This window comes from Pandoraea eparura (assembly GCF_902459725.1).
Taxonomy (GTDB): Bacteria; Pseudomonadota; Gammaproteobacteria; order Burkholderiales; family Burkholderiaceae; genus Pandoraea; species Pandoraea eparura.
Genome location: NZ_CABPSH010000006.1, coordinates 1 through 18,967 on the forward strand (window position 1 = coordinate 1; position 18,967 = coordinate 18,967).

Genomic DNA, 18,967 nt, shown 5'->3' on the forward strand with positions numbered 1-18,967 from the left:
GTGGCGGATTACGGTCTGGTGGGCGATCTGTTCACGGTGGTGCCGGAGCTGACGGGCGCGCTGTAAGCGAGTCCTGAGGTGACGCTGCGGGATCGACTCCCGCAGCCGATCCGCATGAGGAGGCTGGCCGGCGACGGTGCGGCGTCTTCATGCGAATCGATCAAACAAAAGCATAAGCACTTCCCAAGCACGCCGGCATTCGCCGTCATCCGCAGGCTATCGGAATTCGTTGGAGGAACGACATGAGTTATCAGGCCCCGATCAAGGACATGCAGTTCGTGATGAACGAACTGGCGGACCTGACGAGCATCTCGACGCTGCCGGGCTATGAGGACGCCTCGCCCGAACTCGCGCAGGCGGTGCTCGAGGAGGCGGCCCGTTTCAATCAGGAAGTGCTCGCCCCGTTGAACGTCATCGGCGACCAGCAGCCGAGCACGTGGAAGGACGGTGTTGTCACGACGACGCCGGGCTTCAAGGAGGCGTTTCGTCAGTTCTCCGAAGCAGGCTGGCAGGGGGTGCTGCATCCGCAGGCGTTCGGCGGACAGGGATTGCCGAAACTCGTCGCGACGCCGTGTACGGAAATGCTCAATGCCGCGAACCTGTCGTTCGCGTTGTGCCCGCTGTTGACCGACGGCGCGGTCGAAGCATTGCTCACCGCGGGCACCGACGCGCAACGCGCGCTCTACGTCCCGAAACTGCTCTCGGGCGAGTGGACCGGCACGATGAACCTGACCGAGCCGCAAGCGGGTTCCGATCTCGCGATGGTGCGCACGCGAGCCGAGCGCGAGGCCGACGGTACGTATCGCATCTTCGGCACGAAGATTTTCATCACGTACGGCGAACACGACATGGCCGAGAACATCGTGCATCTCGTGCTCGCGCGCACCCCCGATGCGCCGCCGGGCGTGAAGGGCATTTCGCTGTTCATTGTGCCGAAGTTCAACGTTGACGCCGAGGGCAATCTCGGGGCGCGCAACGACGTGCACTGTGTGTCCATCGAACACAAGCTCGGCATCAAGGCGAGCCCGACGGCGGTGCTGCAATTCGGCGATCACGGCGGCGCGATCGGCTACCTCGTCGGCGAGGAGAATCGCGGTCTCGAATACATGTTCATCATGATGAACGCGGCGCGTTTCGCGGTCGGCATGCAAGGCGTGGCCATTGCCGAACGTGCGTACCAGCATGCCGTGGCGTACGCGCGTGATCGTCTGCAAAGCCGGCCGGTGGATGGCTCGTCGCGCGACGCCGTGGCCATCATTCATCACCCGGACGTCAAGCGCATGCTCATGACGATGCGCGCGCTGACCGAAGGCGCACGTGCCTTGGCCTACGTGGCGGCAGCGCAAGCCGATATCGGTCACCACGCGGCGGATGCCGCCGAGCGCAAACGCGCACAGGCCGTGTATGAATTCCTCGTGCCGATCGTGAAGGGCTGGAGCACGGAGATGTCGCTCGAGGTGACGAGCCTCGGTGTGCAGGTACACGGCGGCATGGGCTTCATCGAGGAAACGGGCGCGGCGCAGTACTACCGCGATGCACGCATCCTGCCGATCTACGAAGGCACAACGGCGATCCAGGCGAACGATCTGATCGGGCGCAAGACGTTGCGCGACGGCGGTGCGGTGGCGCGCGCGCTGTGCGAGCAGATCATGGTGACCGAGAACGAACTGCGTGCGCTGGGCGGCGTGGGGCAGGGCGTGGCACAGCGTTTGGCGAAGGGACGTGAGGCGCTGTCGATCGTGGTCGACTATGTGGTCGCGAACACGCAAGACAACCCGAACGCGGTGTTTGCGGGCAGCGTGCCCTATCTGACGCTTGCCGGTATTGTGCTGGGGGGCTGGCAGATGGGCCGTGCGCTGCTGGCCGCACAGAAACTACGTGATCAGGATCCGTCGTTCTACGACGCCAAGATGGGTACCGCGCGCTTCTTTGCCGATCACTTTCTCACGCGCGCCCCGGGACTTGCGCAGGCCATTACCGAGGGGGCGGCGTCGGCGCTGTCGTTGAATGAAGCGCAGTTCTGATCGTCCTGTCACGCTGGCGTGACGCGATGGAGACGGAAAGCGGCCTGCGGGCCGCTTTCTTTTTTGCACGAGCGCGGTGTGCCGACGCGAAAGCGATCTCGAAACGAAAGCCACTCACGAACGCAACCTCACGAGAGCCATCGCACGAGAGCCATCTCTCGAAAGCGACAGGCAAAAAAAAACGGCACTGCATGTGCAGTGCCGTGTATTGGGTCCCCGCCTCAGCCGCTAAGCCGGCATCCTGAACCGTGAGGTTCAAGGTGGTCGCGGTTAGTAACGCTTCGGGTTCATCAGACGGAGTGACGATCACACCAGCACTACAAACTTCCGCAACCTGCAACAGATCATTGGTTCAAGGAATCTATGACTTTCGCGAACCAGGCAGGGAAAACTAACTTTTTGATTCGAACGGCAGCCAGTGAATTTTCAGCTTTGATACTGATCGATCACAGCGCTCAGTCGTTCGTTCATGCGATTCATTCTACTCTGAATTTCTTCTGCGGGGAATGCTTGTCCAGCCGCAATACTTTTTTCCAGCGCAAGCAATTCGGATGCCAGACTCAAGGCTGCCATGACGGCAATCCGGTCGGTGCCGCGCACGTTGCTTTGTGCACGCACCTTGCTCATCTCGGCATCAACGCGCGACACGGCGGACAGCAAGTCGGCCTCGTGTTCCGGCGGGCAGGCGAGACGGTACGACTGCTCTAGAATATTGACTTCGAGCTGCTTGATCGTCATGCGTTTTCTCCACCGGGGGTGCCGAGCAGATCCATTTGACCTTCAGCGGGGTTCTGCGTCGGGAGCTTTTCCAGAATGGCGTTCAGGCGAACCTGCGCCTCGTCGATCTTGGCGGCGAGCTGATCGCGCTGCAGACGCAGGGCGTCGCGCTCCACGCGCAACTGCTCGGCGGCGGTGCGGGTGTCGTCGCATTCTGCACGCGCGCGATCGAGTTCGGCGAGCAGCGCTTGGTTGTGTTGATGAAAACGTTGGCTGATCACAACCAACTGTTCAATTTTGTCGGTGAGATTGTCGAGATCGGTGAGCATCGGGCTGCGTCCTCTTGATTGCCCTACATTCTAACGGAATCGGCGGCCAATGCCCGACGAACGAGCATTGACGCTCGTCCGAATGGCCCCTACACTTGCGGCACTTCGGTGCTCGCGCACGCCTCCCCGGCATGCGCAGTTAAACGGGAAACAGGGAGCCGCGTCCCCACACGGGCTGGCCAACCTGTGCTGCCCCCGCAACGGTAAGTCATTCTTTCGGCCCGAAAGGTTTCCGAAAACGCGCTTCACCTCCATCGCCACTGTGCGCTATCCGCTCACGGGAAGGCCGGTCAGGCGCCACGATGACCAGCCCGGATACCGGCCTGAGTGAGTGGGGAAACGCCATGCCATCCGGCACAGCCGGTGGCGGGCGGTCGTCGTTTTCATGTGTCGATGCTTCGCATCCGTGACGTGTCTGCGGCGCTCCCCGTGCGCCAGCGGCCTGCGGGGGAACGGGCCTAGGCAATAAAAAAACTACGGAAGTCACACCCGACCATGCGCACCCACGTTCGCGCGATGGCGCTGCACGCGCCAGCCTTGCCCGGCATCCCTCGCACTACCGGCACCACCCGCACTACCCGCACTACCCGCACTACCGGCGCTCCTCGTGCCATCGGCACCACCGGCACTACCCGTACCACCCGCGCTATTTCGGCACACGCCGGCGCTGTGGCTGCCCCGCATTGTCTCGCCATCGCGGCGGCCCTGATGGCCGCGAGCCTCGGCGCCCATGCCCAGTCGGCGCAGTCCGTCAATGCCGCATCGACGGCATCGCCCGCGCCGGTCGTCCTGGCCGCCAATACGTCGGAGACCTCCGCGACCGACAGCGCGACTGCCGTCCAGCTCAAGGCGACCGTCGTCACGGCCTCGCGCACCGAACAGACGCTCACGGACACGCTGGCTGCCACATCGGTCATCACGCGCGAAGACATCGAACGCAGCCAAGTGCAGGATCTGCCGACGCTGCTGCGCGGCCAGGCCGGTGTGGAGATCGTTCAGAACGGCAGCTTCGGTACGTCGGCCAGCGTCTTCATGCGCGGTGCGGCGTCGAACGCTTCGCTCGTGCTCATCGACGGCGTGCCGGTCAACGCGGCCACGACCGGCACGACCAACATCGCCCAGATCCCGGTGTCGCAAATCGACCACATCGAGATCGTGCGCGGCAACGTCTCTGCCCTGTACGGTTCGCAGGCCGTCGGTGGCGTGATCCAGATCTTCACGCGCAAGGGCAACGGCGGCCCGCCGCGCGCCTACGCCGAGGTGGGCTACGGCACGAACAACACCACGCAGGCCAACGCCGGTATCGCCGGTTCGTTCGACGACGGCAAGACCCGCTTCTCGCTCGATGTCTCGCGCTTCCATACCAACGGCATCTCGGCGCAGGATCCGCGCTTCGCCCCGCAGGTCAACCCCAACCGCAACGGCGACGACAACACCAGCGTGAGTGCAACGCTCTCGCGCAAGCTCGGCGATACGTGGGAGGTCGGCGCGCGCCTGTTCCAGAGCGATGGCAGCAGCAGCTACGACAACGCTTACGGCAAGCCCTCCGATCTGAACGACACCGACACCCGCGTGCGCCAGATCTCCGGCTATGCGAAAGGCAACCTCACGGACAAGTGGAAGACCCGCATCACCGTCACGCAGGGCGACGACTACAGTTATAACTACCTGAACGGCAACGGTAACGGCAACTTCCATACGTCGAGCAATCAGATCGACTGGGCCAACGAATATGCCTTCATGCCGGATCAGAAGCTGATCGCAGGCTACACGCGTCTGGAGCAGACGGTCGAGAGCAACACGAACTACGACCGCAACAACCGCCATCTCGATTCGGGCTACGCAGGATATGAAGGCCGGTTCGGCAAGCATCAGATTCAGGCGAACGTGCGACGCGACGTGTATTCCGATTTCGGTGGCGCGAACAGCTACTGGCTGGGCTACGGTTACCACGTGACAAACCAGTGGAAGGTCATGGCCAATGCGTCCGACGGCTTCCGCGCGCCGACCTTCAACGAGTTGTTCTACCCGGGCTACGGCAATCCGAACCTGCTGCCGGAGCGCTCGATCTCGAAGGAAGTCGCCGTGCAGTTCAACGGTGGCGAGCGGCTTGGGCTGGTCAAGCTGACGGGGTTCCAGACCAACTACACAAACCTGATCCAGTCGCTAACCGTGTTCCCATACACGGCCGCGAATGTCGCCAGGGCGCGTGTCGAAGGGCTTGAATTGACCTATGCCGGCCGTCCGTTCCTCGGCGTGGATCTGCGCGCGTCGTTCACGCGCCAGAACCCGACCGATCTGGATGCCGACAAGCAACTCGCGCGTCGCGCCAGACAGTTCGGGTCGGTCGGCCTATCGAAGACCTTCGACAAGGTCACCGTCGGCGGCGACGTGTTTTACAGCGGCGAGCGTTACGATACGGGCGGCCAGCATCTCGGCGCCTACACGCTCCTGAATCTGCAGGCACGCTACGATATCGACGAATCCTGGTACGTCTCGGCGCACCTGGACAACGTCTTCAACAAGCACTACCAGAACGTCTATGGCTACAACACCCTCGGACGTGCAATCTACGTCTCGCTCGGCTGGAAGCAGTTCTGACGACGCCCCCGCAGGGCGAGACGACGCATGACGCTGCGTCGCGCCCTCGCTATCTGGACGGGGCTGGCCGGTGTGGCACTGGTCATTCTCGTCGCGTCGCTCATGCTGGGCAGTGTGCCGGTCTCGTTGCGCGAAATCGGCTCGCTGCTGCTTGGCCATGACGCGGGTCTGGCGGGCGACGTCGTCTGGCGTCTGCGCCTGCCGCGCGCCCTCGCGGCGTTCGCCTGTGGCGGCCTGCTCGCGGTCGCGGGCACGCTGATGCAGACCCTGCTGCGCAACCCGCTCGCCGACCCTTATGTGCTGGGCATTTCCGGTGGTGCAGGCGTAGCCGCGCTGGCGTCGCTGGCGCTCATGCTGCCCTTTTTCTGGGTGCAGACAAGCGCCTTCGTCGGTGCGCTTGCCGCCATCGCCCTCGTCATGGCGCTCTCGCATCGCAGCTTTCTGCGTCCCGGCGATCGGGACAGCAGTACCCAACTGCTGTTGACCGGGGTGATGATGGCCGCCGGCTTTGGTGCGCTTGCCACCCTCATTCTGACGCTCGCGCCCGACGCCAGCCTGCGCGGCATGTTGTTCTGGCTCACGGGCGATCTGAACGGGGTCGACGGCGCCTGGCTGCCGCTGATCGCGCTGGCCGTGACGTTGCTCATCGTGTGTCCGGTCGCGCATCGCCTGAATGTATTGCTGCGCGGTGAAACGGTAGCGCAAGGCGTGGGTGTGGCCGTCGGCCCGCTGCGTGCGCGCATCTACCTGGCGGCGTCGCTGGCGACGGCCGTGGCGGTGACCACCGCAGGCAGCATCGGGTTCGTCGGGCTCGTCGTGCCGCACATCCTGCGCCTGCGCTTCGGCAACGATCAGCGCATGCTGCTCCCGGCGGCGGCGCTGGGCGGCGGGGCACTGTTGATGCTGGCCGATCTGGTGGCGCGCACCGTGATTGCGCCGACGCAACTGCCCGTTGGCGTCATCACGGCGATGCTCGGCGTGCCGGTCTTCCTGTGGCTGCTTTCGCGGCGGGCCATCCGATGAGCGCCTTCCTGCTGCAAGCCCATGCGCTGAAACTGCGCGCCGCTGAGCGGGTGCTGGTCGACGGGCTCGATCTCGCGGTCGCGCCTGGCGAATGCTGGTGCTTGGCCGGACCCAACGGCGCGGGCAAGACGACCTTGCTCGGCACGCTCTCGGGGCTGCGCCCCGTCGACGACACGTCACCGCGCCGTGCCGCGCTCACCGCCAGCGGTCGTGTGACGATCGGTGGCAAGGCGCTGGCACAGTGGCGTCCGGCGTCGCTGGCGAAGGTGCGCGCGCTGATGCCGCAACAGACACGCGACGCATTCGGCGCCACCGCACTCGAAGTCGTGCTGGCGGGGCGTCATCCCTATCTGGCGCAGGGCCGTTGGGGCGCGTGGGAGTCGGACGACGACATCGCCGCCGCCATGAGCGCCCTCGCGCAGGTCGGCCTGGAAGGCTTCGCCGCGCGCGACGTCACCACGCTCTCGGGCGGCGAGCGCCAGCGCGTATCGCTGGCCGCTGTGCTGGCGCAGGCCACGCCGTTGCTGCTGCTCGACGAACCGGTCTCGCATCTCGATCTGCATCACCAGATCGACGCGCTGGAACGACTCGCACGCCACGCCGAACGCGACGGTGCGGCCGTCATCTTCTCCTGCCACGATTTGAATCTGGCGCGTCGCTTCGCCACGCATGCGCTGCTGCTCGACGGCCGCGGCGGATGGCGCGCTGGCCCGGTGCGCGACGTGCTCAGCGCCGAGCATTGTAGCGATGCCTTCGGTTATCCGCTGCGCCTCATCCGCGACGGCGACGACGAGGCTCTCGTGCCCATGCACCGCCGATGAATGCGCGCATGACGCCACGATGCGCCGGCATACCTTTTCACCCGCGTGCGGCCGTCCTGCGCCGCATGCCCGCTTTTGACAGGTGCTGTTCATGACGCAAGAAATACCGCAATCGCCAACGCCATCCGAATCGCCATCGGCCACCGACGACGCTCGCAACGAGCGCCACCGCGCGCGTATGGCGCGCAAGAAGGCGTTGATCGACGACAAAATCGCACAGTCCCAGCGTGACTGCGGCGTGATCGTCATCACGACCGGCAACGGCAAGGGCAAATCGAGCTCCGGTTTCGGCATGGTCGTGCGTGCGATGGGACATGGCATGAAGACGGGCGTTGTGCAGTTCATCAAGGGCGCGATCCCGACCGGCGAGGAGACCTTCCTGCGCCGCTTCCCTTCGGAGTGCGAGTTTTACGTGATGGGCGAGGGCTACACGTGGGAGACGCAGGACCGCACGCGCGACATCGCGAAGGCCGAAGCGGCCTGGGAGCAAGCGCGCCGGATGCTGAGCGATCCGTCGTTCGGCCTGGTGTTGTTCGACGAGCTGAACATTGCCCTCAAGCTCGGCTATCTCGACGTCAACACTGTGATCGCCGATTTGCAGGCGCGGCCCGAGATGCAACATGTGGTGATCACCGGACGTGGCGCCCCGCAAGCGCTTGTCGACGCCGCCGACACCGTGACCGATATGACGCCGGTCAAGCACGCGTTTGCTCAAGGCATCCGCGCGCAGGCCGGCGTTGAAATGTAACCACCGCCGCATTGTTTTAGAACGTTCCTGTATGAATGCTCTCAGCCCCTTGCTTGTCGAACTGTTCGACATTGCCGCGCCCGCCACGGCGATGGACGCGTCGCTCACGCATGCCATCGATATCAAGACGAAGCCGCCCGGCAGCCTTGGCGCACTCGAGCGCGTGGCCCACCAGGTGGGCCGGATTCAGCAAAGCGCCACGCCCGATCTCGCGCGCCCGGCCATGATCGTGTTCGCGGGCGATCACGGCATCGTCGCCGCCGGCGTGAGCCCGTATCCGCAGGCCGTCACCGCGCAGATGGTGCACAACTTCCTGCGTGGCGGCGCCGCCATCAACGTGTTCTGCCGCGCGCACGGCATCGAGCTTGAAGTCGTGAACGCGGGCGTTGCGGCCGATTTTTCATCGCAGGCGCCGCATGCGTCGCTCGTCGACATTCCCGTGGCCCGCGGCACGCAGAACTTCCTCGACGCCCCCGCCATGACCCGCGAGCAGCTCGAAACGGCGCTGGCCGCCGGGGCGGCGCGCGTCGTGGCGCACGCCTCGCGTGGCACACGCATGATCGGCTTCGGCGAGATGGGCATCGGCAACACGTCGTCGGCGGCGTGCCTGATGCAGCGTCTGACCGGTCTGCCGTTGGCGGCATGCGTCGGGCGCGGCACCGGTGTCGACGACGCCGGTCTCGCGCGCAAGACCGTCACGCTCGAGCGCGCGCTGGCGGCGCATCCGCACGCGTCGAATGCGATGCCGGACCCGCTGGAAACGCTCGCCACCTTCGGCGGCTTCGAGATCGCGATGATGACCGGCGCGTATCTCGCGGCGGCGAAATCGGGGCTCGTCATCGTGGTGGACGGCTTCATCAGCACGTCGGCGCTGCTGGTGGCCGCGCGCGTGTCGCCGGCCGTGCTCGACTATTGCGTCTTCGCGCACGCCTCGGACGAAACCGGCCATCGCGCCATGTTCGACATTCTCGGGGCGACGCCGCTGCTGCAACTTGGCCTGCGCCTTGGTGAGGGCACCGGCGCCGCGCTCGCGATGCCGCTCATTCAGGCGGCGGCCGCGTTCCTGCGCGAGATGGCAACGTTCGAAGGCGCCGGCGTGAGCGAGCGCGAGGCGACCGGTCAATGACGCCCTTGCCCCCTTCGTCCCCCTCATCCTCCGATCCTTCGCGCCGCGCTCGCGATGCCGACGCGCCGTCGCGCGCGTTGGCGACGCAGGATCTTCCGTCGTCCGACGGGGCTTGCGCAGGAGCGTTCGGGGGCATCCGGCGGCAGGTGCGGCTTTTCCTGACCGCGCTCGGTTTCTTCACACGGGTGCCGATTCCGCAGTGGGTCGGGTACTCGCCCGAGCAACTGAATGCCGCGACGCGTTACTTCCCGCTCGTTGGCGTGTTCGTCGGCGCGCTCGTCGCGTTGTTGACGGTGGCGATGGGCCGGTTGTGGTCGCCGCATCTCGCAATTGCCTTGGGGTTGGGCGTGAGCGTGATGCTCACCGGCGCGTTTCACGAGGACGGCCTGGCCGATTCGGTCGACGCGTTCGGCGGCGCGTTCACGCGCGAGCGCACGCTGGACATCATGCACGACTCGCGCATCGGCACCTATGGCGCAGTGGCGCTGTGGCTGGCGCTTGCTGTCAAGTGGCAGGCCCTCGTCGACATTCAGGCCGCGGCAGGGTGGGGCGGTTTTGCGCTCGTGCTGATCGGTGCGCACGCCGCGAGCCGCAGCATGGCGATCAGTCTGCTGCGCACGCTCGATTACGTTCGCCCGGAGGGCAAGGCCAAACCGGTCGCACAGCGTTTGCGCATGCGCGATCTGCTGTTCGGCGTGGCGTGCAGCGTGCCGTGGTGGGTGTGGCCCGACTGGCGCGCCGGCATGACGGGCGCGGTGGTGCTGATCGCGTTGCGCGCGGGCTTCATCCGATATCTGCGCCGCCGCCTGGGGGGCTATACCGGCGACACGCTCGGTTTCGCGCAGCAACTCGGCGAACTCGCGTTGTATCTCACGGTGTGCGCATGGATCTGATCCTGATGCGGCATCCGCCGCCCGACGTTGCGTCGACTGTTTGTTACGGCCGGACCGATCTGCCGGTCGACGCGGTGCGCTTCGATGCGTGTGTCGCGGCAATGCGGGCCAGTCTCGCGGCGAGGCTCGATGGCCGCGAGCCCGTGGCGATTCACAGCAGCCCGTTGCGGCGCGCGCGATGCGCCGCCGATGCGTTGGCGGCGTCGTTAGGTGTGCCGGTGAAGGAAGACGCCCGTCTTGCCGAGATGGACTTCGGTGTGTGGGAAATGCGGCCGTGGGACACGCTCGACCGGAACGATCTCGATGCGTGGGCACGCGACATCAACGGGTTCGCGCCTCCCGGGGGGGAGCCCGCGCGCGACATCGTGTTGCGCATGGCCGCGTGGGCGAGGGGATTGCGCGGCGTGGGGAGCGCCGCGCAGGACGTGCATGTGGCCGTCGCGCACGCCGGGCCGATCCGGCTACACACGGCGACGGCGCTGCGCATGCCGACCACGGCATGCCTGACGTGGGCGCTCGACTTCGGCGCCCTGTGCCACCTTCACATCGCCGACGATGGTCACGCGCGATTGATGCGCTGGAACGTGTAAGTCGTCTGTTTTCCGAACTATTCGGCTAGACGGCTAAACGGCTAAACGGCTAAACGGCTAAACGGCTAAACCGCTAAACCGCTAAACCGCTAAACCGCTAAACCGCTCAACCGCTAAACCGCTCAACCGCTCTAACTCTCTAACTCTCTAACTCTCTAACTCTCTAACTCTCTAACGGCGCCACTCCCTCGCTCGCCCATCACTGCGCGGCCGATTGACGACGCGCGCGAGCGATGTCGAGGTCTTCGCACATCGTGCGTGCGCCGTCGAGAATACGTGGGCCGGGGCGGCTGATGAGGTCGCCGTCGATGCCGAACAGGTTGTTGTGCGCGACGGCGGGCAACTGCGGCCACTTGCGCCAGGCATCGAGCGTGGCGAGCGGCTTGGCCGAGCTTGTCGCGCCGAGCGTCGCCGTGAACATTGCTTCGGGCCGCTTCGCCAGCACCGCTTCGACGGACACGCGCGGCACGAGCGGCGCCTCGTCGGCGAAGACGTTCACGCCGCCGCACAGTCGAATCACGTCGCTCACCATATGGGTGCCGTTCAGTGTCATGAGCGGTTGCGTCCATACCTGATAAAAGACCGCGACCGGCGCGCGTGACGCGTATTGCTTGCGCAGCGCTTCGTAACGCGCACGAAAGGCTTGCGCCGACGCTTCCGCCTTGGCGGGCGTTCCCGTCAACGTGCCCAGCGTCTCGATCGCCGCGGGCAGATCCGTCAGATGCTTCGGCTCGGAATAGAAGATCGGTAGCTTCAACTGTCGCAATGCTTCGATCTGACGCTGCGAGTTGCCATGCATCCACACGACGAGCAGGTCGGGTTTGAGTGCGAGAATGCGTTCGAGATCGAGCGCGCTGTTGTCGCCGACGCGCGGCAGGCGGCGTGCGGCCTCGGGGTAATCGGAGTAGGCGACTACCCCCACGACCTTGTCGCCCGCGCCGGCCGCAAACAGCAGCTCGGTCGCGTGCGGGGCGAGGCTCACCACGCGCTGGGCCGGGGCAGCAAGGGTGACCGTGGCACCGGAGTCATCCTTGACGGAGATCGCGGCGTGAGCGCTGAGCGTGGCGAAACACGCGACGGCCAGGGCGAGCCCGTGGCGGCGAATGTGGGGCATTCGAGGCATTCGGGCAACAAGACGAAGACGACGAAGGCGGCGCATGGCCGGAAGATTGAGCGGCATCTGGGCGGGCGGCTTAGGAGGTGGAGGGCACGCGGCGGCGATGGTGCGACGTCGGGAAGACGCGGTGGCCGGCGCGCCGACTCGACATTCTCTGCGGGTTGCGTCGTCGCGACAAGGGCTTGGTGGGTTGGCCCCGTCGAACCGACGTTACCCCGGAGAGGTCGAACGATGCGCGACGCGATGGGTCAGAACGCGTCGGGACATCGACAGACAATGGGCGCGCATCGTGCGCGCGGGATTCGAGGAGTGAAAGTCGTGAAGCGAAATATCGGAACGATGGGCGCGCTGGCGCTCGCCCTGTCGCTGATGCTCGGTGCCTGTGCTGCACCGGACGGGAACGGCGGTTCGAGCGCGGCGAGTGGCACGATCGGCACGAGCAAGGTTCAAGCGTACGGCGTGATCGATGGCGGTGTGACGGTGGTCAAGTGACGGAGGGAATCCACGGGGCACCTCGAAGGACACCACGACGAATACCTGGACGAATACCTCGCGCGAGCACTTCACGCGAGCACCGGACGCGAAGCCTCGCCGGACGTCTTGCGGCAAATCTCGCCGCAAGCTCAAACGACCGCGCCCCCTGACGCCGGAGCGTTCAGGGGGCGCGGTCGTTAACGCGTTGTCAGGGCGTTACTGGCGTTTTACTGCGTTATTCGGTTGGACAGGGCATCGTGCAACGGCATGACATCCGCGGCAGTGCCGGGCCAACCGGTTGGCAGCCTTAGTTGGAGGCCGGGGCCGGGGCGGCAGCACCGGCATCCGATGCCGGAGCGCTCATGGCAGCACCTGCGTCGCTGGCCGGTGCGGCATTGTCTGCCGCCGGAGCCGATGCCGAGGTGTCGGCGGCCGGCGCGGCCGTTTGGTCTTCCTTCTTCGTGCAACCGACGGTCACGACAGCGGCGGTCAGGAGGGTAGCGAGCAACAGAGGCAGTTTTTTCATTTGGTCGTCCTTTTATCGGGGAAAGCCCTTGCGAAAGAACCTTCAGTCTAACGGCGCCCTTCGGCGATGACTGTGTGCATTTGTTGCAGAAATGCTTCAATTTGTAACGAAAAGGGCAGGCGTCTCACGTCGTCTGATACGAGGTAAGCACGTTTGAGATGGCCCTTCGGGAACGTTACAAGGATTTTGGACGGCCCCTGACTTCCGCAGTTCCCGAAAACGTCATTCGGTGCGTGAGCCGTTCAAGGCCGCTTGGCACGCCGTATCACACAAGGCGAACCTTGCCGGGCCACTGAGGGTCCGAGGCCCGAGATGCTCGGCAAGGTGCGTTGCCCACCTCGCAGGACACCGCGGCAGAGCCCGCGCGAATACTCGCGCGCGCAAAGCACTTGCCGACGACGTACGGCAGTGGCGGCGTGGGCAACGCGGGGATCGCCCTCACGCTCACAACATTCCGGCCGGCACGGCATCGGCCTGCGAGGCCGCGAAGAGCGCCAGCGCGCCGCTGACGACGAGCCACATCCACATCGAGCGCGAGAGGAGCCGCCACGCGGCCCTGATATGCTGCGCCGACGGCGTCATGCCGCAGCCCAGTGCCGGGCGCGCTTCCCACTCGCCGTGATAGCGCGCGGGGCCGCCCAACTGGACACCGAGACTGCCCGCGCCGGCGGCCATCACCGGCCCGGCGTTCGGGCTGGACCATGCGCTGGCCTGCGTGCGCCAGCAGTCGATGGCCCGGGCAACGTCGCCGAAGATCGCGTAGCTCGCGGCCGTCAGCCTTGCGGGAATCCAGTTGAGGATATCGTCGATGCGTGCGGCCGGCCGGCCGAAGTACAGGAACTGGTCGGTGCGATAGCCCCACATGGCGTCGAGCGTATTCGCCAGCCGGAACAGCACGACGCCAGGCGCCCCCGCGATGGCGAACCAGAACAGTGCGCCGAAGATGGCGTCGTTGCCGTTCTCCAGCGTCGACTCCACCGCCGCGCGGGCGAGATCGGCGGCACTCGCGTCCTCGGTGTCGCGCGAGACGATGCGTGCGGTGAGCGCGCGCGCTTGCGCCAGATCGCCGTCGCGCAGCGCCTGGGCTATGGGCATCACGTGCTCGCGCAGGCTGCGCGCCCCCAAGGCCGCGTACAACGCGAGCGCCTGCCACACGATGCCGCCCCAGCCGGGCAGGAACGTCAGCGCCCAGGCGATCAGCACGGGTAGCACCAACATGATCGCCCAAGCCCACACGCCGCGCGTCATGGCGCTGAACGGCTTATCCTGGATGGCGGGGGCGTTGAGCCATGCCTCGACGCCGTTGGCGACGTAGCCGAACCCGACCAGCGGATGCCATCGGCGCGGCTCGCCGAGCCAGGCGTCGAGCAGTACGCCGATCAGTGCGGCGAGCCAGAGCGATTCGGGGGCGATGTCGGTGAGCATCGGCAATTACCCTTTGACGGCCATCGCCAGGCCGGCGACGACAAAGCGCACTTTCGGGGCGCGCGCGGCGACACGCTGGTTCAGACGGCCCAGCTCATCGACATAACGTCGCGTGAGCGCCCCCATCGGGATGACGCCGAGCCCGATTTCATTGCTGACGACGACGATCTTGCCGGGCAGCGACGCGAGCGTCCGGTCGAGCGCGTCGACGACGCCATGCCATTGCGCATCGCTGGCGGGCCCCTCGGGATGGGCGTCGGGCGGGCACAGCCAACCGGCCAGCCAGAGGGGAAGACAGTCGATGAGCACGTAATGGCCGTCGCGGGCGACGTCGCGCAACGTTCCCGCGAGGTCTCGGCCGACCTCCACGGTATGCCAGTGCGCCGGACGGCTCGCGCGATGATGCGCAATGCGCGCGCGCATCTCGGGCTCGTCGCTCACCGCGGCGGTGGCGACGTAAGTGACCGGCAGGCCGCTCTGTCCGGCAAGACGTTCGGCGAACGCACTCTTGCCGGAGCGCGCACCACCCAGCACGAAAGTCAGGTCGAGGGCACTCATGGGCAATATTGTACGAGTGCCCGATGCGATAATCCTTGTCATGAGTGAAATCCCTGTCAATTTCGGCGCATCCGCCCGCGCCTACCGGGGCACCCTGATGATCCAGGGCACGTCCTCGGACGCGGGCAAGAGCACACTGGTCGCCGGGCTGTGCCGTCTGCTCTGTCGCGAAGGCGTACGCGTGGCCCCCTTCAAGCCGCAGAACATGGCGCTCAACAGTGCCGTGACGGCCGACGGCGGCGAGATCGGGCGAGCTCAGGCCCTGCAGGCGCAGGCGGCGGGCATCGCGCCGCACACCGACTTCAATCCCGTGCTGCTCAAGCCAAGCAGCGACCGCGGCGCGCAGGTGATCATCGACGGCAAGGTCATGGCCGATCTCGATGCGCGCGCCTATCACGAGTACAAGCCGCGCGCGATGGCCGCGGTGCTGGGGGCGTACGAGCGCTTGCGCACCGGCTACGACGCGGTGCTCGTCGAAGGGGCAGGCAGTCCGGCCGAGGTGAACCTGCGCGCGCGCGACATCGCCAACATGGGCTTTGCCGAGGCTGTCGATGCGCCGGTGCTGCTCGTCGCCAACATCGACCGAGGGGGCGTGTTCGCGCAACTGCTCGGCACGCTCGCATGCCTGTCGGACAGCGAGCGCGCACGCATCAAGGGCTTCATCATCAACCGGTTTCGCGGCGACCCGTCGCTGCTGGGCAGCGGACTCGACTGGCTGGAGGCGCGCACCGGCATCCCGGTGCTGGGCGTGCTGCCCTATCTTCACGGCCTGCATCTGGACGGCGAAGACATGTTGCCCGGCGAGCGCCATTCGGCCGCGCGCGGCGAGACGCGGTTGCGCGTCGCGGTGCCGGCCTTGCCGCGCATCAGCAATCACACCGATTTCGACGCCTTGCGGGCGCATCCGCAAGTCGATTTTCGCTATGTCGGCGCGGGCGAGCCGTGGCCCGACAGCGATCTCGTGATCCTGCCCGGCAGCAAGCATGTGCGCGCCGATCTGGTTTGGCTGCGGGCGCAGGGCTGGGAGAGGGGGATAGCGCGGCATCTGCGCTACGGCGGCAAGGTGCTTGGCATCTGCGGCGGTCTGCAAATGCTCGGGACGGCGATTCACGACCCGCTCGGGCTGGAAGGCGAGGCCGGGACGACGGCTGGCCTCGGCTGGCTCGAGATCGAGACCACGATGCAGCCGCAAAAGCAGCTCCGCGTCGTGGCAGGACGCCTGTGCGTTGACGATGCCCCGGTGAGCGGCTACGAGATTCACATGGGCGTGACACACGGGGTGGCGCTCGAACGGCCGGCCGTCTGGCTGACGGGCGAGGGGGCTGACGGGGCAGAGCGCGCCGACGGCGCCCGCTCGGCCGACGATCAGGTGATGGGCACGTATCTGCACGGTTTGTTCGATACGCCGCGGGGCCTGCATGCGCTGCTGACCTGGGCCGGTGCCGGCGATGTCGAGGCGCAGGACTACAATGCGCTGCGCGAGGCGTCGCTCGACCGGCTGGCCGATTCGTTCGCGGCGCATTTGGATCTGCCGCGCGTGTGGGCGTGCCTGCGCTAGTGCGCAACGCCCACGGACTGACGCAAGGCCGCCATCCAGCCGTTGTAAGATGAACGGCAAATCGACCTAGGGGAGTCTGCAATGCCGGTGATTGTCGTGGCGAATCCGAAGGGGGGAGTGGGCAAGAGCACGCTGGCAACGAATCTGGCGGGCTATCTGGCCGCGCAGGGGCACGCCGTGATGTTGGGCGACACCGACCGGCAGCAGTCGTCGCGGGCCTGGCTGGGCTTGCGTCCGCCCGGATTGCGTCCGATTGCCACCTGGGACGTCGATCACAATGAGATTGCCCGCCCGCCCAAGGGGACGACCCACGCGGTGCTCGATACGCCCGCAGGTCTGCACGGCAAGCGGCTCGATTCGATCCTGAAGCTGGCCGATCACGTGCTGGTGCCGTTGCAACCGTCGATCTTCGATATTCTCGCCACGCGCGACTTCCTGCAGAAACTGGGCGAGGAGCGGGTGGTGCGCGAGGGGGAGGTGCGTATCGGCGTCGTCGGCATGCGGGTCGATGCCCGCACCCGCGCGGCCGACCAGCTCTCGCGCTACTGCGAGGAGGCGGGCCTGCCGGTGCTCGGCATGTTGCGCAACACGCAGAACTACGTGCAGCTCGCCGCGCACGGCCTCACGCTGTGGGATGTGGCGCCGGGACGCGTCGAACGCGATCTGCCGCAATGGGAGGGGATTACGGCGTTCGTGGCGAAGTGATCGGCGCCGTCGGCGGACCGGCGGCGCGAGGACATACGACAACGACCGAGGGGCTCACTGGCTGCTCGGCTGTTTGTCATTCGCGCGTCGAATCGCGTCGTATCGCACCGGCGCGAAGCTTGATCTGGCCGACTGACGCTGCCGGGCGATTTCGTCGCTCGAATTGGTCGCCAGATTTGGCCGTCTTACTTGGCGGCTTGCGCGGCCTCGAAGGCGCGGGTCTCTTCCCAGGCTTGCAGCGGCACGTGATCGCGCTCGCCCTTCTGCACGTTCTTGTCGTCGACGAACACCAGCTTGGGCTTGAAGCCGGCCAGCACTTCCTTTTCCTCGACCTGTGCGTACGACACGATGATGACGACGTCGCCCAGTTGCGCGCGGCGGGCCGCGGCGCCATTGAGCGAGATCATGCCGCTGCCGCGCTCGCCGCGAATGGCATAGGTCGTGAAACGTTCGCCGTTGTTGACGTTGAAGATGTCGATTTGCTCATTTTCGACAAGGCCCGAGGCTTCGAGCAGGTTCTCGTCGATCGCGCACGAGCCTTCGTAATGCAATTCGCAATGCGTCACGGTGGCGCGGTGGATCTTCGACTTGAGCATGGTGCGGTACATGGCTTGCCTCTAGTGTTGCGGTGTCGCGCAAGCGGCGCGACGAAAAGATGCGCGTGCAACCGGCACGCGCGGCTTGCGTCGGGAGCACACGGCACCGGTCGTCCGACCGTGTGCGGCGTGCCCGGCGCTCAGATTTCGAGATTGTCGATCAGACGCGTCGCGCCAAGCTTGGCGGCTGCCAGCACGACCAGACTCTCGGCCGGCGCGGCGCCGGCGGCCGACGGGCGCAGGTTGGCGCGCTGACGAATCGCGACGTAATCCGGCTTCCAGCCACGCTCCGTCAACGTCTGCATGGCCGACGCTTCGAGCGCCGCGTAGTCGGTTTTGCCACCGTTGACGTCGTCGCGAATCTGGCCCAGCAGACGATAGAGCTGCGGTGCTTCGGCGCGCTCGGCGTCCGACAGGTAGCGATTGCGCGAGGACAGCGCCAGGCCGTCGTCGGCGCGCACCGTCTCGGCGGCGATGATTTCGATGGGTAGCGCGAACTGACGGCACATGCTGCGCACGATCATCAGTTGCTGGTAATCCTTCTTGCCGAACACGGCCACGCGCGGCTGCACGCACGAGAACAGCTTGGTGACGACCGTGCACACGCCCTTGAAGAACCCGGGGCGGAACTCGCCTTCGAGAATGTCGCCCAGATCGTGCGGCGGCTCGACGCGGTATTCCTGCGGCTCCGGATACATCTCCTTTTCGTCGGGAGAGAACAACACGTAGACGTTCTCGCGCGTGAGTTTCTCGACGTCGTCGGCCATCGTGCGCGGATACTTGTCGAAGTCTTCGTTCGGCCCGAATTGCAGGCGGTTCACGAAGATGCTGGCCACGACCGGGTCGCCGTGCTGGCGCGCCAGTCGCATGAGCGACAGATGCCCTTCATGCAGGTTGCCCATCGTGGGCACGAAGGCAATGCGATTCTGTCCGCGCAGTTGGTCGCGCAGTTCGTGAATCGAGGGGATGACTTTCATTGAGGTTCCGTGCGTGGCGTACGTGTGTATTACGTCCAGGCGTGGCGCGCGCCTTGTCTGGCAAGGGCGCGGCCGCCAAAACGTCCGGGCGATTGTAGAGGAAATCTCGGCGGGCGTGCGCAAAACCGCGCTGGCATGGCGGACTCACGCCGCCCCGAG

19 protein-coding genes, 1 other RNA gene and 1 riboswitch are annotated in these 18,967 nt (G+C 65.9%); of the genes, 11 read left to right on the plus strand and 9 right to left on the minus strand.

Translation table 11 applies throughout. The features are described 5' to 3' along the window. Positions 1-242 precede the first annotated feature (242 nt). Entirely contained in the window at positions 243-2,024 is a 1,782-nt protein-coding gene (locus PEP31012_RS13840) for an acyl-CoA dehydrogenase (RefSeq protein WP_150589924.1), read from the plus strand. Positions 2,025-2,233: 209 nt separating this feature from the next. On the opposite strand, the gene ssrS is transcribed toward PEP31012_RS13840, so the two are convergent. The 3 genes from ssrS to PEP31012_RS13855 form a co-directional block, all read right to left on the minus strand. Continuing rightward, positions 2,234-2,415: non-coding RNA, 6S RNA (gene ssrS / locus PEP31012_RS13845), on the minus strand. A gap of 35 nt (positions 2,416-2,450) precedes the next feature. Next, on the minus strand, positions 2,451-2,762 hold the full coding sequence (locus PEP31012_RS13850; RefSeq protein WP_017235030.1) for a cell division protein ZapA: 312 nt from the start codon (positions 2,760-2,762) through the stop codon (positions 2,451-2,453). Next, positions 2,759-3,070 carry an ATPase gene (locus PEP31012_RS13855; protein WP_150589925.1) on the minus strand — a complete coding sequence of 104 codons (312 nt, stop codon included), beginning with the start codon at positions 3,068-3,070 and terminating at the stop codon, positions 2,759-2,761. Before PEP31012_RS13855 ends, PEP31012_RS13850 begins: the two co-directional genes overlap by 4 nt. Before the next feature lie 89 nt (positions 3,071-3,159). Continuing rightward, a riboswitch (cobalamin riboswitch) is annotated at positions 3,160-3,411 on the plus strand. A 154-nt stretch (positions 3,412-3,565) separates the two neighbouring features. Here PEP31012_RS13855 and PEP31012_RS13860 point away from each other — a divergent pair. The 7 genes from PEP31012_RS13860 to PEP31012_RS13890 all read left to right on the plus strand — a co-directional run bounded on the left by PEP31012_RS13860 (position 3,566) and on the right by PEP31012_RS13890 (position 10,872). Beyond that, positions 3,566-5,671 (plus strand): TonB-dependent receptor plug domain-containing protein, encoded by a 2,106-nt coding sequence (locus tag PEP31012_RS13860; protein ID WP_150589926.1) that lies wholly within the window; start codon positions 3,566-3,568, stop codon positions 5,669-5,671. Between the two features lie 27 nt (positions 5,672-5,698). Continuing rightward, positions 5,699-6,694 carry a FecCD family ABC transporter permease gene (locus PEP31012_RS13865; RefSeq protein ID WP_150589927.1) on the plus strand — a complete coding sequence of 332 codons (996 nt, stop codon included), beginning with the start codon at positions 5,699-5,701 and terminating at the stop codon, positions 6,692-6,694. Then, positions 6,691-7,515 carry an ABC transporter ATP-binding protein gene (locus PEP31012_RS13870; RefSeq protein WP_150589928.1) on the plus strand — a complete coding sequence of 275 codons (825 nt, stop codon included), beginning with the start codon at positions 6,691-6,693 and terminating at the stop codon, positions 7,513-7,515. Before PEP31012_RS13865 ends, PEP31012_RS13870 begins: the two co-directional genes overlap by 4 nt. A gap of 91 nt (positions 7,516-7,606) precedes the next feature. Continuing rightward, positions 7,607-8,263 (plus strand): cob(I)yrinic acid a,c-diamide adenosyltransferase, encoded by a 657-nt coding sequence (gene cobO, locus PEP31012_RS13875; RefSeq protein ID WP_150589929.1) that lies wholly within the window; start codon positions 7,607-7,609, stop codon positions 8,261-8,263. Between the two features lie 31 nt (positions 8,264-8,294). After that, positions 8,295-9,389 carry a nicotinate-nucleotide--dimethylbenzimidazole phosphoribosyltransferase gene (gene cobT, locus PEP31012_RS13880; protein ID WP_150589930.1) on the plus strand — a complete coding sequence of 365 codons (1,095 nt, stop codon included), beginning with the start codon at positions 8,295-8,297 and terminating at the stop codon, positions 9,387-9,389. After that, the gene (locus PEP31012_RS13885) at positions 9,386-10,282 is read left to right on the plus strand and encodes an adenosylcobinamide-GDP ribazoletransferase (RefSeq protein ID WP_246171292.1); all 897 of its coding nucleotides are present in this window, start codon (positions 9,386-9,388) and stop codon (positions 10,280-10,282) included. Before cobT ends, PEP31012_RS13885 begins: the two co-directional genes overlap by 4 nt. Next, positions 10,273-10,872 carry a histidine phosphatase family protein gene (locus PEP31012_RS13890; protein ID WP_150589931.1) on the plus strand — a complete coding sequence of 200 codons (600 nt, stop codon included), beginning with the start codon at positions 10,273-10,275 and terminating at the stop codon, positions 10,870-10,872. Before PEP31012_RS13885 ends, PEP31012_RS13890 begins: the two co-directional genes overlap by 10 nt. A gap of 199 nt (positions 10,873-11,071) precedes the next feature. On the opposite strand, the gene PEP31012_RS13895 is transcribed toward PEP31012_RS13890, so the two are convergent. Beyond that, a complete protein-coding gene (locus PEP31012_RS13895) occupies positions 11,072-11,995 on the minus strand; it encodes a cobalamin-binding protein (protein WP_425494963.1) in 924 nt (307 codons plus the stop codon). Positions 11,996-12,307: 312 nt separating this feature from the next. Between PEP31012_RS13895 and PEP31012_RS23675 the strand changes: the two genes are divergently transcribed. Then, positions 12,308-12,481 (plus strand): hypothetical protein, encoded by a 174-nt coding sequence (locus PEP31012_RS23675; RefSeq protein ID WP_174978241.1) that lies wholly within the window; start codon positions 12,308-12,310, stop codon positions 12,479-12,481. A 289-nt stretch (positions 12,482-12,770) separates the two neighbouring features. On the opposite strand, the gene PEP31012_RS13900 is transcribed toward PEP31012_RS23675, so the two are convergent. The 3 genes from PEP31012_RS13900 to cobU form a co-directional block, all read right to left on the minus strand. Beyond that, positions 12,771-12,989 carry a hypothetical protein gene (locus tag PEP31012_RS13900; RefSeq protein WP_150589933.1) on the minus strand — a complete coding sequence of 73 codons (219 nt, stop codon included), beginning with the start codon at positions 12,987-12,989 and terminating at the stop codon, positions 12,771-12,773. A gap of 444 nt (positions 12,990-13,433) precedes the next feature. Beyond that, positions 13,434-14,414, minus strand: coding sequence for an adenosylcobinamide-phosphate synthase CbiB (gene cbiB, locus PEP31012_RS13905; RefSeq protein WP_150589934.1), 981 nt, complete (start codon positions 14,412-14,414; stop codon positions 13,434-13,436). A gap of 6 nt (positions 14,415-14,420) precedes the next feature. After that, on the minus strand, positions 14,421-14,972 hold the full coding sequence (cobU, locus tag PEP31012_RS13910) for a bifunctional adenosylcobinamide kinase/adenosylcobinamide-phosphate guanylyltransferase (protein WP_150589935.1): 552 nt from the start codon (positions 14,970-14,972) through the stop codon (positions 14,421-14,423). A gap of 40 nt (positions 14,973-15,012) precedes the next feature. Here cobU and PEP31012_RS13915 point away from each other — a divergent pair, with 40 nt between their 5' ends. Continuing rightward, the gene (locus PEP31012_RS13915; protein WP_150589936.1) at positions 15,013-16,530 is read left to right on the plus strand and encodes a cobyric acid synthase; all 1,518 of its coding nucleotides are present in this window, start codon (positions 15,013-15,015) and stop codon (positions 16,528-16,530) included. Positions 16,531-16,611: 81 nt separating this feature from the next. After that, a complete protein-coding gene (locus tag PEP31012_RS13920; RefSeq protein ID WP_150589937.1) occupies positions 16,612-17,235 on the plus strand; it encodes a ParA family protein in 624 nt (207 codons plus the stop codon). A gap of 185 nt (positions 17,236-17,420) precedes the next feature. Here the strand turns inward: PEP31012_RS13920 and panD are convergent, their stop codons facing one another. Together panD and panC are read right to left on the minus strand one after the other, a co-directional pair. Then, complete coding sequence (panD, locus tag PEP31012_RS13925; RefSeq protein WP_150589938.1) at positions 17,421-17,843, minus strand: aspartate 1-decarboxylase; 423 nt, start codon at positions 17,841-17,843, stop codon at positions 17,421-17,423. A 128-nt stretch (positions 17,844-17,971) separates the two neighbouring features. Then, positions 17,972-18,808 carry a pantoate--beta-alanine ligase gene (panC, locus tag PEP31012_RS13930; RefSeq protein ID WP_150589939.1) on the minus strand — a complete coding sequence of 279 codons (837 nt, stop codon included), beginning with the start codon at positions 18,806-18,808 and terminating at the stop codon, positions 17,972-17,974. Between the last annotated feature and the right edge of the window lie 159 nt (positions 18,809-18,967).